At 63.1% G+C, this 14994-nt stretch carries 13 protein-coding genes; 5 read left to right on the forward strand and 8 right to left on the reverse strand.

What is annotated here, in order from left to right; translation table 11 throughout:
- The first annotated feature begins 122 nt into the window (after positions 1–122).
- Both DX923_RS15345 and DX923_RS15350 read left to right on the forward strand, forming a co-directional pair.
- Entirely contained in the window at positions 123–1040 is a 918-nt protein-coding gene (locus DX923_RS15345; RefSeq protein ID WP_116115958.1) for a LysR family transcriptional regulator, read from the forward strand.
- 25 nt (positions 1041–1065) lie between these two features.
- Complete coding sequence (locus DX923_RS15350) at positions 1066–1896, forward strand: trimeric intracellular cation channel family protein (protein ID WP_240322666.1); 831 nt, start codon at positions 1066–1068, stop codon at positions 1894–1896.
- An 18-nt stretch (positions 1897–1914) separates the two neighbouring features.
- On the opposite strand, the gene DX923_RS15355 is transcribed toward DX923_RS15350, so the two are convergent.
- The 5 genes from DX923_RS15355 to DX923_RS15375 all read right to left on the reverse strand — a co-directional run bounded on the left by DX923_RS15355 (position 1915) and on the right by DX923_RS15375 (position 9350).
- Positions 1915–4506 (reverse strand): MMPL family transporter, encoded by a 2592-nt coding sequence (locus DX923_RS15355; RefSeq protein WP_116115959.1) that lies wholly within the window; start codon positions 4504–4506, stop codon positions 1915–1917.
- A gap of 25 nt (positions 4507–4531) precedes the next feature.
- Positions 4532–5194: a TetR/AcrR family transcriptional regulator gene (locus DX923_RS15360; RefSeq protein WP_116115960.1), complete on the reverse strand. Its 663-nt coding sequence runs from the start codon at positions 5192–5194 to the stop codon at positions 4532–4534.
- A gap of 79 nt (positions 5195–5273) precedes the next feature.
- Positions 5274–5645 (reverse strand): phage holin family protein, encoded by a 372-nt coding sequence (locus tag DX923_RS15365; protein WP_116115961.1) that lies wholly within the window; start codon positions 5643–5645, stop codon positions 5274–5276.
- A 473-nt stretch (positions 5646–6118) separates the two neighbouring features.
- Complete coding sequence (locus DX923_RS15370; protein ID WP_116115962.1) at positions 6119–7570, reverse strand: PAS domain-containing protein; 1452 nt, start codon at positions 7568–7570, stop codon at positions 6119–6121.
- A 346-nt stretch (positions 7571–7916) separates the two neighbouring features.
- The gene (locus DX923_RS15375; protein ID WP_116115963.1) at positions 7917–9350 is read right to left on the reverse strand and encodes a sugar porter family MFS transporter; all 1434 of its coding nucleotides are present in this window, start codon (positions 9348–9350) and stop codon (positions 7917–7919) included.
- A 608-nt stretch (positions 9351–9958) separates the two neighbouring features.
- Between DX923_RS15375 and DX923_RS15380 the strand changes: the two genes are divergently transcribed.
- Together DX923_RS15380 and DX923_RS15385 are read left to right on the forward strand one after the other, a co-directional pair.
- Complete coding sequence (locus tag DX923_RS15380; protein ID WP_116115964.1) at positions 9959–10195, forward strand: hypothetical protein; 237 nt, start codon at positions 9959–9961, stop codon at positions 10193–10195.
- 251 nt (positions 10196–10446) lie between these two features.
- Positions 10447–11094: an isochorismatase family protein gene (locus DX923_RS15385; RefSeq protein ID WP_116115965.1), complete on the forward strand. Its 648-nt coding sequence runs from the start codon at positions 10447–10449 to the stop codon at positions 11092–11094.
- A gap of 28 nt (positions 11095–11122) precedes the next feature.
- Here DX923_RS15385 and DX923_RS15390 read toward each other — a convergent pair whose 3' ends face one another.
- Complete coding sequence (locus tag DX923_RS15390; RefSeq protein WP_162873061.1) at positions 11123–12274, reverse strand: isochorismate synthase; 1152 nt, start codon at positions 12272–12274, stop codon at positions 11123–11125.
- A 49-nt stretch (positions 12275–12323) separates the two neighbouring features.
- On the opposite strand from DX923_RS15390, the gene DX923_RS15395 reads away from it, so the two are divergent.
- Positions 12324–13055: a 4'-phosphopantetheinyl transferase family protein gene (locus tag DX923_RS15395; RefSeq protein ID WP_116115967.1), complete on the forward strand. Its 732-nt coding sequence runs from the start codon at positions 12324–12326 to the stop codon at positions 13053–13055.
- Positions 13056–13086: 31 nt separating this feature from the next.
- Here DX923_RS15395 and DX923_RS15400 read toward each other — a convergent pair whose 3' ends face one another.
- Both DX923_RS15400 and DX923_RS15405 read right to left on the reverse strand, forming a co-directional pair.
- Positions 13087–13824 carry an SDR family oxidoreductase gene (locus tag DX923_RS15400; RefSeq protein ID WP_205413065.1) on the reverse strand — a complete coding sequence of 246 codons (738 nt, stop codon included), beginning with the start codon at positions 13822–13824 and terminating at the stop codon, positions 13087–13089.
- 112 nt (positions 13825–13936) lie between these two features.
- Positions 13937–14986 carry a glutathione S-transferase family protein gene (locus tag DX923_RS15405; protein ID WP_116116382.1) on the reverse strand — a complete coding sequence of 350 codons (1050 nt, stop codon included), beginning with the start codon at positions 14984–14986 and terminating at the stop codon, positions 13937–13939.
- Positions 14987–14994 lie beyond the last annotated feature (8 nt).

A 14994-nucleotide genomic window follows, 5' to 3' on the forward strand; every position in this document is an offset into this window, starting at 1 on the left:
GTATTGCGAGAGCGACTCTTTGTGTCGCCGGCGCAAGTTCCGCTGTTGCTGGACGATGGCACCAGAACCTTTGTCGGCGTGTGCTTCTCAGGCTTGACGGGGCCGCGTCGATAGCATCAGCCATGCTCAATCCTGTGCATCTGCAAACCTTGGTCACGGTGGTGCAGACCGGTTCCTTCGTGGACGCCGCCCGAGAGCTGGGTTATACCCCTTCGGCGGTGTCCCAGCAGGTGGCAGCTTTGGAGAGATCGCTGAAGCTGGTCTTGTTCGACCGTGCCGCGCATAGCATTTCCCCGACCCCGATGGCGAGGATCCTGGCAGATCGTTCGCGGGACAGCCTGGCGGCCTTAAGGGTGCTGGAGCAGGACGTGCTGCAGATGACCCGGGGCGATTTGGGGCTGGTAAGAGTGGGTGCTTTCCCGACGGCGAGTGAGCGTTTGCTGCCGGGAGCGTTGTCACTTCTTCTGGCGCAGCATCCCCGGGTGGAGGTCCGCTTGTGCGAGGAAGAAACGGATCTCCTGGTGTCGGAGCTGGCGGACGGGCGGCTCGACGTGGCCGTGGTCTGTCGTTACGACCTGGTTCCGATGGCCTTTCCCGACACCGTGTCTGTTTCGCCGCTGCTTCGGGAGGACCTACTCCTGATCACCCCTCAGGAACATCCGTGGTCAGGGCGCACGGTGTCCTGGCCTGACCTGGCCGAGGCCAGATGGGTCACCGGCCCGGAACACAGCCCCGGAGCACACTGTTTGGAGCGTCTCTGCGCTGCTGCTGGTTTCACACCGGATGTCGTGATGCGGGGCAGCGGCGACGAGGTGCTCCGTGAATTCGTCCGATGCGGGCTCGGGGTGGCGCTGTCACCTGGGCTGTGCGGAGGAGCTTCTCCTGGGGTGGAGGTGTCGACGCTGTCCCCGGGTGGCGCTTCCCGGCAGGTCGAAGTCGTATGGCGCCAGGACGCCGGACCGACCGCCATCACGCTGGTGGAGACTCTGCAGCAGGCTGCGGAGCTGACATTCGGCCCGCATGTGCACAGATGTGGCTGATCGCAGCCCTGGTTACGATCGTTCAGTGAGGCAGCTCGATCCGAACACCCTCTTCAGCACGGTGGACATCGTCGGTGTCATCGCCAACGCTTTGTTGGGCGGCGCGGTCGCCCGAGCCCGTCATTTCGACGTCGTGGGTTTCATCGTGCTGGGAGTCTGCTCGGGGTTGGGCGGGGGGATCATCCGCGATGTCCTCTTGGACGTGGGGCTCCCGGTGGCTTTGACGCATTCGGCGTATCTGCCTGCCGCGATCATTTCTTCGGTGATTGCCTACCTGCTGCATTGGGGTGCGTGGACGAACCGTCTGTTGGTGGTCGCCGATTTCCTCGCAGTGGGCTGTTGGGCCGCGACGGGCACTCACAAGGCCTTGTCGGTCGGTGTCGATTGGCTGCCGAGTGTGGTGGTCGGGGTGTTGACGGCTGTGGGCGGCGGCATGGTGCGGGATGTGTTGGTGGCGCGCGCGCCGGTGGTCTTCGGGGGAAATCCGTTGTATGCCTCGGTGGCTCTGGTCGGCAGTATGGAGATGTTGGTCCTTGATCAGTGGCATCGCCCGGTGCTGGGGATGGCGTTGTCGATCGGGACGTGTGCCACTTTGGGGTCGATAGCGCGATGGCGCCGGTGGGTCTTGCCGGGTGCGGCGCAGTGGAATCTGCGTCTACCGGTCTTCTCTGAATCGGGCCGGTATGTGGCGGTGTTACGTCGGCCTGCTGTCCTGGCGAAGGAGAGCACGCCGCAGGAGCGTCAGGAAGAGACGCAGCGGGGGGACTTGCCACAGGAGAAGGGGCCGTCTTCCTCGGGTGGCGCCGTGGAGGGGCCCGATGTCCAGGACGACCCGGGGCCTCGCCCTCGGAGTTGAGCGTGGCAGGTGCCGCACTCAGTCGGTGTTTTTTTCGTCGTGCCGGGTGGTGGGTGTGTCCGTCGTCGAGGTGTCCCGGTCTGTTTTCCTTTCCTCGGTGAGCGTGCTTCCTTCGATGTCCATGTCGGGGATGATGCGGTCGAGCCAGGCCGGGAGGTACCAGGCTTTGTCGCCGAGGAGGTACATGACGGCGGGCATCGCGGTCATCCGCACGATGAAGGCGTCGATGAGTACACCTGCAGCCAAAGCGAACCCAATGGGTCTGATCATGGTCAGTTCGGCATATACGAAGCTGGCGAAGACGGCAGCCATGATCAGCGCTGCTGCTGTGACGACCCGCGCTCCATGGCTGAATCCGGTGTGGACCGAAGTACGGGCGGTGTGTCCGTGCGCCCAGGCTTCACGCATCCCTGAGACGAGGAACATCTGGTAGTCCATGGCCAGACCGAAAAGAATCCCGATGACGAGGGTGGGCAGGAAGCTGAGGATCAGCCCTGGCTGGTCGATGCCGAAGACTCCGGCGAGCCATCCCCACTGGTAGACGGCAACGACTGAGCCGAAGGCGGCAGCGACGGAGAGCAGGAAGCCCGCGGTGGCGAGCAGGGGAACGACGACGGATCGGAAGACCAGGAGCAGCAGGAGCAGGGAGATCCCGACGACGACGATCAGGTAGACGGGTAACGCGGCAGACAGGCTGCGGGAGATGTCGATATTGGCGACGGTCTGTCCAGTGAAGCCGAGGAAGTCGAGTCGTTGGTCGGCGATGATCCCGTTTCTGGTGTTCCGTAGAACCGTGGTCAGTTCCGTGGTGGCGCTGTCGGACGGTCCTGTGGCAGGAACCACCTGGTAGGCGATGGTCTTCCGGTCCTCGCTGTTCCCGATCGGCAGGACGTGGGCGACGCCGGGAGTCTTCTTGAGTTGTTCGCCGACGGACAGGGTGAGCTCTTCCCGAGCGAGTTCGCCGGCGGTCTCCGCGACGCGCCCCGCGCCGAGGGTGGCGACGGCGATGATGGGCCCGTTGCGTCCGGGGCCGAAGTGGCGGTCGATGACGTCGTAGGTGCGATATGCGGTGGACTCGCGTGGTTCGTAAGAACCGTCGGGGAGCCCGAGTCTGAGAAAGAGGGCTGGGGCGGCGAGAACGCTGAGCAGGACGGTCGTGAGGACGAGCACGACGAGTGGACGACGGGTGACGAGCCCGCCCCAGCCGTGGCCTCGATGGTGGGAGTGTCCTGGCGTCTTCTCCTCTGCGTCTTCGGCGGCAGCTTCGTTTTCCTCTGCGGCAAGTTTGTCGGCGAGGGAGCGTCGTACGCGGGGGGAAAGGACCCGTGGCCCGATGAGACGCAGGAGTGCTGGGGTGAGGGTGAGCGCGATGAGTACCGCGATGAGCACGGTGGCTGCGGCGGCGAATCCCATGGTCGCGAGGAAGGGTATGCCGGTGAGGGTGAGCGCGCAGAGCGCGACGACGACGGTCAGTCCGGCGAAGAGGACAGCGCTGCCTGCGGTCCCGGTGGCCCGGGCGATCGATTCGATGAGTTCGGTGCCGCGGGCGAGTTGTTCTCGGTGTCGGTTGACGAGGAAGAGGGAGTAGTCGATACCGACGGCAAGTCCGAGCATGAGTGCCAGGGCCGGGGTGACGTCGGTCATGTCGACCCAATGGGTGAGTGCGACGACCCCGAGTAGTCCAACGGCCACGCCCACGACGGCGGAGATCAGCGGAAGGCCTGCGGCGAGCAGCGAGCCGAGCATCACGATGAGAACGAGCGCAGCCACGCCGAGACCGACCAGTTCGCCGGGTCCGACGATGGACAGTTTCTCGACGATCGCGGTGGAGTAGTCGACCTTCAGCCCGGCTTTTTCGAGGTCTCCTGCTGCTGCGGTGATGGCGTCCTTGGTGTGGGCGGTGACCTCGATGAGGGGTTTGTCGAAGATCACTTGGGTGAGCGCGGTGTTCTGCATGGCATTGACGACGCGGAACCCGTCCATCAGGGCAAGTCGCCGTTCTGCATGGCGCAGCTTGTTCTCGTTCTGGGTGATCTCGTTCCGGGCGGCGTCGAGCTGGGCTTGTTGTGCGGTGATGGCGGCTTTGGCGGCGTCGAGTTGTTCTTGCAGAGCAGCGGGCAGGGCCCGTCCGGCGGCTTGTTCCTGGTCTGCGTCGAGTTTGTTCCGGGCGGCGTCGAGCTGGGCTTGGTTGGCGTCGAGTTGTTGTCGCGAGGCAGAGATCTTTTGCTGCCCGTCGGCGACGTGGACGGCTGCGGTGTCACTCTTCGTCTGGAGGGTAAAGGGGTTGTCGACGGTGTCGACACCGTCGATGCGGGACCATGCTGCGGTGAGTTCTGCGATGGCCTTCTGCTGTTCTGTGGTGAAGGCCTTGCCGTCGGCGGTCCTGATGACGACGGCTCCGATGCCTGCGGCAGCCTGCGGGAAGTTCTTTTCCAGATCGTCGATGACCGTCTGGAATTCAGTCCCTGGGATGGTGAGCTTGGTGGTGAAGGGCCGCCCCAGGGTGGCGGCTCCGGTGCCGGCGAGCAGGAGAAGGAGAGTCCAGGCGAGGATGACAGCCCAGGCGTGACACGCTGCGATTCTTCCGAGTCTGTGCAGGTAGAAAGGCATGCCGGGTCCTTCCCTCGCGCTCCGCTCAGCTGGTGGACGGCGCTGGGTGTGTGCTGGTTGGGGTGTTCTCGATCGCGGGTCGCAAATACTCGAGTGCTTGTTGTGTCTCGTGAACGAAGTCGTCGCGGGATTGTTTGTCGACGGGGCCGTCGAGGCGTGCGAGCCATGCCCTACGCGCGGTGTCATAGGCGCTCATGCAGGAGGCGGTGAGCACGGCGATCTGCAGGGGATCCACGTCCAGGCCTGCAGCCCGGAGCTTGTTGGCGCTCCACTCCTCGGAGAGAGCTGCGACGGCTTCGAGATGAGCTTCCAAGGCATAGCGGTGCGCTCCGGGGAAGGCTTCGACCTGTTGCCAGGCGCGGGTTGCTTCGCTGAGGGCCTCCACGGTGAAGGTCATGTCGAGCACGGCTTTCGCGCTGTCGATGAGCGACTCGCCTGCGGGCCGGGAGGAGAGCTGCTCGTGCAGGACCTCGAGCACCTGGTGCGATTGGAAAGCAAGGATCGCTTCGACACTGGAGAAGTAGTTGAAGAAGGTGCGCCGGGAGACCCCTGCAGCTTCGGCGACTTTCTCTGCGGTGACCGAGGCTGGCCCTTCCTGGTGGAGCAGATCCGCTGCTGCTTGCACGATGGCTTCGCGGGTCCGTTTTTTGTTCTGTTCACGACGGCTGAGCCCCACCTTGATGATCACATCAACCGACTTTAAATAGAAATTGCACTGAGGGCAAAAATGCCCTCAGTGCAATCTGCGAATTATTCGCTGTGGTTGATCAGTCGCGCACGAACAACCAGGTGATCAGACCGCTGACCGCGCTGATGACGATCGATCCGAAGAAGGCCGCCCAGAAGCCTCGAACGTGAAAACCCAAGGCAAGGTGCTGCGCCACCCACGAGCTGAGCAACAGCATGAAAGCGTTGATGACCAGCAGAAATAACCCAAGGGAGACCACTACGAGGCATCCGGTGAGAAACTCGACCACCGGTTTCACCACTGCGTTGATGAGTCCGATGATCAGCGCCACCAGGATCAAAGTCAACGCTTTACCGCCAGCACCTGATCCCGTCAGTGTGATGCCGGGAACAATCCATGCAGCAACGGCGGTCGCTGCAGCAACAGCTAATGTACGCGCGATAAAAGACACCGGGACATCCTCACATGGAAGGACGTCCAGTTCATCTTCGATCTGTTTTCTTAGCAATGTTCACGAAATGACTGTTCGTCCTTTTCGGAAGCACAGGAGGCTTCCTTTACCGTCATGAGCCGCAGAGTCGGCACTCCGAACAACTGCGTCTGCCCAGGCCAATGACATCTGGGACTGGTCGAGGACACCGAAGGCCAACGGTCTGCCTCGGCACAACGAGTGCTTCGCTGGTGCGCCCTGCTCTCTCCGTAGAGACGTTGGTATCGCAGCCAGCGACGCAGGTCGGTCGCTCCGCTGGACAGGGAACTCCGCCAGGGTCGGCTCCGCCTGGCAGGAGCGCGGCCGAACCATGGCCTGCATGACGATGGGGAGGGCCCCGCGCCGTGCGGCGCGGGGCCCTCCCCACTGTGACATCTGTTCAGCGCTGGTGCGGCAGTCGGCCCGCTGCACCAACCAAGCAATTCGTGACAGGGTCAGGCTGCTGTTTCCTCACTGTACGCATCGAGCACGTTGGCGAGGTTGACGATGGCAGCGGCCAGTCGCTCTTCGTCGTGGTTGTCACCGAGGAGGGAGCAACGCGCAGCAACCGTGTAGAAGCGGTGCAGCTCGTCGAAGCCGGCTTCGGTGATGGCCGAGACGGCGTCGAGGTGCTCCTGGGCAATGTCAGCGCAGCCGAGGGCGCCGATCTCCGGACGCCATTTGGTCACGAGACGCAGCACGCGGTCGGCCTGTCGAACGGCGTCTTCCACGAGTGCAGGCACTGCACCGGCAGCTTCACGGACGGTGTCGTCGGTCTTGATCAGCTCGGCGACACCTTCCTGCAGCGCCTGGCAGAGCAGCCGCATGGACTCTGTGGTGTCGCCTTGGTCCTGGCCGTCAATGAGCTCAGCGGCAAAGGTGCCGACCATGAGGTTGTGCAGCCTGAGTAGCGCGATCCGCATCCGCAGCCAACGCACCTGTTCGGCCGCCTGACGCAGGTGGACCACCAGAGAAGCGAGTTCTTCGCTGGCCTTGTCCGCGTGCCCGCTCATCCGGTCGGAGAGTTCAGCGACGAAGGGGGTGACGACCATCCCTTCCTCGACTTCGTGCCCTGCGGCAGCAGCCTGCTTGGCCGCGGCTTCGACGGCCTTGCGTGCTGCAGCGCCGACGGCGGGCAGGTCTGCAGCCCGACGAGCAGCGGCGGCGATGTCCCGCAGGCGCGCTGCGGCCAGCTCGGCATCCCCGTAGGAGGACTCGAGCGCACGCACGAAGTCGGCGTATTCATCCATCTGATGCACCAGGTGCACGGTCAGGGTGTCGATCTCGTGCATGATGTGCAGCAGCTCGCCCAATGGCCCGGCGGCTTCAGGGCGACGGGGCAGCCCGCCGCTGTGCCGGACGTGCTCGAGAACCTCTCGAGGCAGCGTGTTCAACGCCAGGTCATCACCATTGGTGATGCCGTACTTGGCGAGTTCCTCGACGATGATCCCGCAGCCGATCTCCGAAGCCTGGGCTTTGGAGTGTCCTTCTTCGATGGCCTGGAGCTCGCGGCTCCGCGCCCCGGAGTAGAGGTCCTCGGTGATGGCCAGCAAGTCGGTCATCTGAGGGCGCTTGCGCACCGACAGGAATTTGTCCCCCACAGGGAGCAGGGTGGCGAACACCCAGTAGAAGCTGCCGTCGGCAGCGATGTTCTTGACGTAGGCGCAGGCGGGTCGACCCTCCTGGAGCTGCTTCCAGATCAACTTGTACGCGCCGCCAGGCATGTCGGGGTGGCGAACGATGTTGTGGGGCCTGCCCAACAGCTCGTCATGGGTGTAGTGCGACAGCCGTGCGAAGGTCGAGTTCGCCAACTCGATCACTCCGGCGCGGTCAGTCGCGGAGAAGAACAGTTCGTCTACGCCGACCACATACTCCTGGTCCGTCGGCGTTATTTCTACTCGCGGCATCCTCGACTCTCTCCTCAGTGTCCTCGCCGATCCGGATCCAACCACCAGGACAGCCGTCCGGTGCCCGCGGTATCAAAACCCAGTTACTTGACAATAACCCGCGTTCAGAACAGACGTCCAACAGGAATGAAAGCAAGAGCAAACCAGTAGTGCTTCAAGAGACTCCGATCGACCTCCTCCTGGCGGTCCTTCTATCGGTCTTTTCCGGTCGATATGCATCGTTTCATCCGAAACAGAAGTGAGCAGGAGTGCGATCGACAGAGCATCAACCTGCACCCCTGCTCAGGAAGCCTCCCGCTCACCGGCTCCTTCCACTCCAGGACGAGTCAGTGCGAGAAGCATTGTTTCAGCGGAAATTTCCTGCCGTGAAAGATTCTTCGAGTTCTTCCAGTGAGCGCCCACTGGTGTTGGGTAGGAACTTCACGAGGAAGAGAATGACGGCCAGTCCGAGTACGAAGAAGATCCCGAAGGCTGCCTGCAACCCGGCTGCTTCGACGACCTTGGGGAAGCCGAAGGTCAGGATGGTGTTCACGGTCCACATGCAGAAGATGGAGACCCCCATGCCGAACCCGCGGACTTTCAGCGGGAAGAGCTCGGAGAGGCAGACCCAGACGGGGGCGTTGAGTGCCATCTGCATGAAGAAGACGAAGGTGACACAGAGGACGAGGATGACCCAGGCACGAGCCTGGCCAGCCGGCATCATCGCTGCCGCGGTCATGATCAACCCGTGGCAGATCGTGGTCGCGCAGAATCCGAAGATGATCAGCTTGCGGCGGGGAACACGTTCGATGACGACGAACAGGCAGAGCATGGTCCCGACGACCGCGAGAACACCGTTGGCGATATTCGCAATGATGGCGGCGTCAGCGGAGAAACCGGCTTCCTTGAGCACTTCGGTGCCGTAGTACATGATCGAGTTGATTCCGGTGACCTGCTGTGCCATGGCCAGTCCTGAGCCGATCAGGATGATCCGCCGGATCCACGGAACCTTCAGATCGGCCCAGCCACCCGATCGAGAGATCTCCTCTTCTTTGGCCAGCTGTTCCACTTCGGCGATCTCGGCCCGGGCACGATCCTCGTTACGGACGAGCATCAGAACAGCGAGCGCATCGTCCTGGCGCCCTTTGGAGATCAGCCAGCGGGGCGATTCGGGCATCCGCAGCATGCCGATGAAGAGGAAGACTGCGGGGACTGCCGCGACGACGAGCATGTACCGCCAGACACCAGGGTGCTGCCCCCAGGTGTGCGCAATGGCCGCGTTGATCATGAAGGCCAGCATCTGGCCGATGACGATGGCCAGTTCGTTTCGGCCGCTGAGGGTGCCTCTCCGCTCGGTGGGCGCCAGCTCGGCAAGGTAGACAGGCACGCTGACCGAGGCCGCTCCGACGGCGAAGCCGAGGACCACCCGGGAGGCCAACAGGATATTGAGGGTGGGCGCAACCACGCCGCCGATCGTGCCGACGAAAAAGATGACGGACACGATCGTCAGTGCTTTTTTACGCCCGAGGTTGTCGTTGAGCTTGCCACCGACGAAGGCTCCGAGTGCTGCGCCGACCAGGAGGGTGGCGGTGACCAGTCCTTCGCCCCATGCCCCCAGCGAGAAGTACTCCCTCAGCGAGGGGAGCGCCCCGTTGATGACTCCGGTGTCATAGCCGAACAGGAGCCCGCCGAAGGTGGCGATGACGGCCATCCGGTCGAGTCGCCTCTGGTGAGGGCCCGCGGTCAGGGGCGGTAGACCCGCTCCTGTCGACGTGGTCGAGGCGGTGGATCCAGGAGACATGACATACCTCCGATGCTCGCCCGGAGGCGGACAGCGCTGTCTGATAGGGGGCACCGACTGCTGTGCTCATGACAGCGGTCGAGGCCTAGAACGCTATGGAGCGATCACGATAAGGGTCAAGAGCCTTCGGCAAATTTGTAATAACAAATGACTAACGTCCCAGTCGTCAGGCGGAATCCCTCGTCAAAAAGCGAGGCAGCGATCCGGGCTTCCCGCCATTTTCAGCTGAGCCACAAGGGGACTCCCTAAACAAGGTGCGGACTCCACGCGATCCGGTCCGCACCGACCGCCCCTGCTCGACCCTGCATCCACGAGGCAGGGCTCAACTCCATATTTCGCAATATGGACATCATGCCCGTCGAGTACTCCACCCCGAAGAAGCCTCCCGCCGACTTCCGTCACCGCCACGGATACCCAGGGAATGCCCCCTCGCCCCTTTGCTCCCGATATGAGCCGGACATATCACCCCAGCCAACCAATTGCTTAGACAATTAAGGGCACTCGAGGACACTCGCGACGCAGACGTGGTCTAGGGTGAGTGACGCCTGGGACCGAGCTGAATTTCGGCCGATAGGCGCCAGTACACCTGACATCCATGGTTCGACGAGATGGGCCAGCCCATCGCCGCCACCATCCGGCTGACCCAAGAGAGGACAGCGATGACGACGTCCCTCGTACCACTCACCGTGACTTCATTCGCCCTCACTGCGGCAGGCTTCGGCGCATGGCGCACGTTCACGCCCTGGGTCGGCATCCCGATCTTGATCCTGGCGACCACCCTGCTGGCGAAGTCCTATCAGGTGGCACAGGCCACAGCGACCGATAGCGCCCCTGAGGTGCCCTGACGCCAATGCGTCAATCGGCCCTCCGAGCGAGACCGATCCTGCTTCTCCGCCCTCGTCGACGCACCACGTCGAAGGCCACTCCGGACAGGTCCATCTCCCAGGGCGATCAGCCTTACCCACCGTGCGCAGACCCCGGAGCAGAGTTGCCAACCTAGGTAAGGCATACCTAAGTTAGGCGAACTGCCCTTGGCAGCTCCCCTTTTCGCAGAGCCGCCACCGTGTTCCATTCCGCGCACCCAGAGAGGCTCTCAATGGCACTTCCCAGTCGCATCGACTACACGATCCCTACCACCGACATCCCGGAGCCGGTCGTCTCCTGGACATTGGACCCGGAACGATGCGCCCTGTTGCTGCACGATCTCCAGCCACACTTCCTGCATCCTTTTGCACCCGCTATGCGCGAACAGCTCACCGCGAATGTGGACGCCATCGCTGCCACCTGCCGTGCCCAGGGGATTCCGATCGCTCACGCGATGCAGCCCGACGACCAGACACCCGCCGAGCGGGGATTGCTCACTGAATTCTGGGGCCCCGGCCCCTTGAGCAGCAACGACAGTGGAGCTCCTGATCTGCGCCTTCAAGCCCGCGAAGGGGAGATCGTCATCATCCGACGCCGGTACAACGCGTTCTTGGGTACCGGCCTGGACGCTTGGATGCGCGAGCAGGGACGCGACCAGCTCATCGTCTGCGGGATCTACGCCCATGTCGGCTGCCTGATGACCTCAGCTCACGCTTTCATGACCGACCGGCAGCCCTTCTTGGTGGCCGATGGCACGGCAGACTTTTCCGCCGACGAACACCGGATGGCCCTGGAGTACGTGACGAGCAGGTGCGGAGTCTGCGTGACCACCGGCGACCTGGTGGCCATGCTCTCGGACTCTCAGCCGTTGTCCGCCTGATCCAGGGCCCCTCGAGCGGCGCCCGCACTCAGGCCGTCCTGGCGTCGGGCGCCGCCTCCACCTCAAGCTCAGAGGCCAGCAGAACATCAGCAAGGGTGGACAGCTTTGCTGTCGTCTCAGCCAATTCCGCCTCGGGGTCCGATCCGGCAACGATGCCTGCACCGGCGTACAGGTCGACCACTGGCCCTCTGACGGACGCACAGCGGATAGCCACGGTCCATTCCCCGTCACCGTTGTCATCGCACCATCCGATGCAACCGCCGTAATAATCACGGGCGAAGGGCTCAAGTTCTTCGAGCGTGCGCACGGCCGAGGCGACCGGCGCACCGGCCAGAGCAGGCGTGGGTTGGAGCGCAGCCGCCAGCTCAAGGGCAGTAGTGCCCTGGTCGCGTAGTTCACCTTCGATCCAGGTGCCCAGGTGCCACACCGTTCGGGTACCGACAAGCGCAGGTCGATCGGCGACTGCGAGCCTGCGGCAGTAGGGGCTGAGTGTGTCGGCGATCATCTCCACCACATAGGAGTGCTCACGGAGATCCTTCTCGGAGGTGAGTAGCCTTCGACCTCGATTTTCGTCTTCGACCGGGTCGGGAGAACGAGGAACTGAACCAGCCAGGGGGTGGGAGGTCACGGTGCGCCCTTGCCTGGAGACCAGAAGTTCGGGGCTTGCACCGACGAGCCATTGGCCCTCCGCCGGAGAGACGGCATAAGTACGAGCTTCGGGGTGCGCCTCGACAAGAGCCTGGTAAAGGTACTCAGCCGGCACCGTCGTCTCGAAACGAAGTCGTAGTTTGCGTGCCAGGACGATCTTGTCGAGCGCTCCCTGTTCGAACACAGAGAGCGCTTTCTCCACCCTGCTCCGGTAGTCCGCAGGAGTAGGTGTCTCCTCCGGGTTTCCGACGACTCGGGGAAATCCGTTCCAGCCGCTGCCTTCTTCAAGCAGGAGATCTCCGTGGCGTTGCATCTCGTACACAACGCTCAGCGCTGCGGTCCGTCCGTCGAAGGAGATGGCGCCTGCAACTGTTCCTTGCTCGCGAGCCCAGCTGGCCAGCTCTCCAGGGCTGCTGACATCCATGGTGTGGATACGCCCACCAGTCGCCTTCAGGCTGCCTTGGGTGGTGTGGAATCTGAGGCGAACAGGGCGAGGCGGCGTCGGTACGGTGAAGAGAGCACGTGGAATCACAAAGTTAGGCTAACCTAACTTTTCGGCGGCGAGTGAGGTGCAAGAGTCAGTGAGCAGTGTGGAAGCTTTTCTGGCAGAAAGCGCTTCTCTCCTCGACACGCTTGCCGAGTACGGCCTGCACCCGGGGCTGCTCAGCCCAATGCTCTCCGCAGCGGAGCAGGAACGACTGGCCAGGCTTCGCGTACCCCAGGATCGGAGCGATTTCCTCGCCGTTCGGCTCCTCACACGACTGGCTCTGTTCCGTCGTCGAACCGCGGTCGCCCCCGCATCCCGACCTTCCACGCCGACTTCAGCAGTACCCACAGCGACCTGGAACGAATTCATACCGGCTGTCCCGACAGCTCTTCTCGCAGAGCGGGATATCCGTCAGCGGTGCCCGGGATGCGCTGGCGCCGGACATGGGCGGCCTTATGTCACCGATCCCGAGATCCGTCTTTCCTGGGCCCACTCTCGAGGCCTCATCGCCGTCGTGATTGCCGAGTCCCGGGAGTCCGACGTGGGGATCGACTGTGAACGCGAGCGCCTCTGCGAACCGCCGGTCGTCTGGCAGGGGAGGCCAATCCCACTGTCAACCTGGTGTCGGGTGGAATCCTGCGTGAAGGCTGGATGGGGAGACCTGGACGAGCTCCTGGACCAGTCTTGTTCGGCGGAGGGCATCCACGTCCCCGATGACGTGGTGTTCTCCGAAGGACGCGTTCAGCTAGGCACGGAGATGGTCCATTGGGCAGTCGCCGCACCGTCCACAGCTCGGATGACCGTCCTCGGAGCGGCCTCCGCCTGAGCCCACGCGTCTTCAGGTCAACACTGTTCCTTCAGAGAGAGGCACCACCGTCGACCACGAGGGAGCTCATGGTCACGTGACGGGCTTCGTCGGAGAGCAAGAAGGCCACACAGGATGCGATGTCCTCTGGACGGGCCACCCGGCCGAGCGGAATACCGGTGCGATAGCGGGTGACATCACCTTCGATGGTGGTGTGCAAGGCATCCGGATCGTCGGGGTCGGGCCACGAGGCCCAAAGCATGGGAGTCGACGTCGACCCGGGGTGTACGACATTGCAACGGACGCCGTGCGACGCGAGTTCAAGTCCTGCGGAGCGAACGAGCATGGTGGCTGCCGCCTTGGAGGCTCCGTAAGCTCCTAGGTCGACTCTGGGAACGATGGCGGCATTCGAGGCGACCGCGACGATGGATCCTCGACCGCGCTTCTTCATCCGTCGCCCGACGCTGTGGAGCAGGTGCGCCGTGCCGAACGTGTTCACAGCGATCATGTCGTACAGAGCCTGTACATCGTTGCCCACGAGGCTTCCGGTGCGCAGCATCCCTGCGGTGTGGGCGAGCCTGTTGATCGGCCCGTTCTTCTCCTCTACGTGTCGGATGACTTCTTCAACAGCGTGCGGGTCGGTGATATCGCAGTCCAGATCGGCGCCGGCAAGATCCATGCCGAGGGTCTGCCATCCGCGCGCGGTGAGCGCATCCACGACGGCACGTCCGATGCCTCCTGCGGCTCCGGTCACCAGAGCGATTTCGCCTTCGGCCGGCGTCAGTTCCACGTCAGGAGCGTCCGAGCACATGAGCTAAGGCTAGCCTGGGTCTTCGGTCGATTCCGGCTCGACCCTGAGATCGAGGGCGTTGCCCAACGGTTCGACTCACGGAGCGAAATCTTCAGCTGCTAGCTGTTGTTCGCAGCGGGGTGTGTGCCTCATCGACTTTTTCTGCGGCAAGCACCGGGGGCGGAGGGGTGCCTTCAGCGCCCCAGGTCTCGGTGTCGAGATGATCCCGGCCGTGGGTTTCGAGCCATCCTTCGTGCCGCGGCCCGCGGGGGACGATCTGGGTGGGGTTGATGTCGGTATGGACCCCGTAGTAATGCTCTTTCATATGCACGAAATCGTTCGTGTCCCCGAATCCCGGCGTCTGGAAGAGGTCTCGCGTGTACCCCCAGAGCTGAGGCATCGTTGCCAACGGCTGGCGGTTGCATTTGAAATGTGCGTAGTAGACCTCGTCGAAACGCACCAGGGTCGGATAGAGACGTAGATCAGCTTCGGTGATGCTGGCTCCCATGAGATATCTGCGTGTCGAGAGCCTTTTCTCCAAGGTATCGAGGGCATACCAGAGCTCGTCATAAGCCCGATCGTAGGAAGCCTGCGATCCGGCGAACCCGCAGCGGTAGACCCCGTTGTTGACGGAGCGGAAGATGAAGACCATCAGCTCGTCCATCTCCTCGCGGAGGTGGACGGGATAGAGGTCAGGCGCCCCTTCTCTGTGGTAGCTGCGCCATTGGCTGCCCATGTCAAGGGTCATCTGCGCATAGTCGTTGGTGACGACAGCCCCCGTACGGGTATCAACGAGTGCCGGGACGGTGATCCCGCGGGGGTAGCCGGGGTATCTCTTTTCGTAAGCGTCCTTGAGGAAGTGGATCCCCAGGACGGGGTCCTTCCCCTCAGGGTCGAGGTCAAAGGTCCAGGAGCGTTTGTCGTGCGTAGGGCCCGTAACGCCCAGGGAGATCACGCTTTCCAAACCGTAGACACGTCGAGCGATCATGGCCCGGTTCGCCCAGGGGCAGGCCCGAGAAACAACCAGCCGATAGCGGTCGGGCTCGACCAGGTATCCCTCGCTGCCGTCGACGGTAATGCAGGTGGTGATGTAGTTGGTGTCCCGATCGAAGGCTTTCCCCTGGGTTACGTAGGAACCTTTCTGGTCTGTATTCGAGTTCACGTCTTCCC

It is taken from the genome of Austwickia chelonae, assembly GCF_003391095.1.
Lineage (GTDB): Bacteria > Actinomycetota > Actinomycetes > Actinomycetales > Dermatophilaceae > Austwickia > Austwickia chelonae_A.

Coding starts and splice junctions, on each gene's coding strand:
- DX923_RS15380 (WP_116115964.1), top strand. CDS start 9,959: ATGGGCCAGCCCATCGCCGCCACCATCCGGCTGACCCAAGAGAGGACA.
- DX923_RS15370 (WP_116115962.1), bottom strand. CDS start 7,570: ATGCCGCGAGTAGAAATAACGCCGACGGACCAGGAGTATGTGGTCGGC.
- DX923_RS15345 (WP_116115958.1), top strand. CDS start 123: ATGCTCAATCCTGTGCATCTGCAAACCTTGGTCACGGTGGTGCAGACC.
- DX923_RS15355 (WP_116115959.1), bottom strand. CDS start 4,506: ATGCCTTTCTACCTGCACAGACTCGGAAGAATCGCAGCGTGTCACGCC.
- DX923_RS15375 (WP_116115963.1), bottom strand. CDS start 9,350: ATGTCTCCTGGATCCACCGCCTCGACCACGTCGACAGGAGCGGGTCTA.
- DX923_RS15385 (WP_116115965.1), top strand. CDS start 10,447: ATGGCACTTCCCAGTCGCATCGACTACACGATCCCTACCACCGACATC.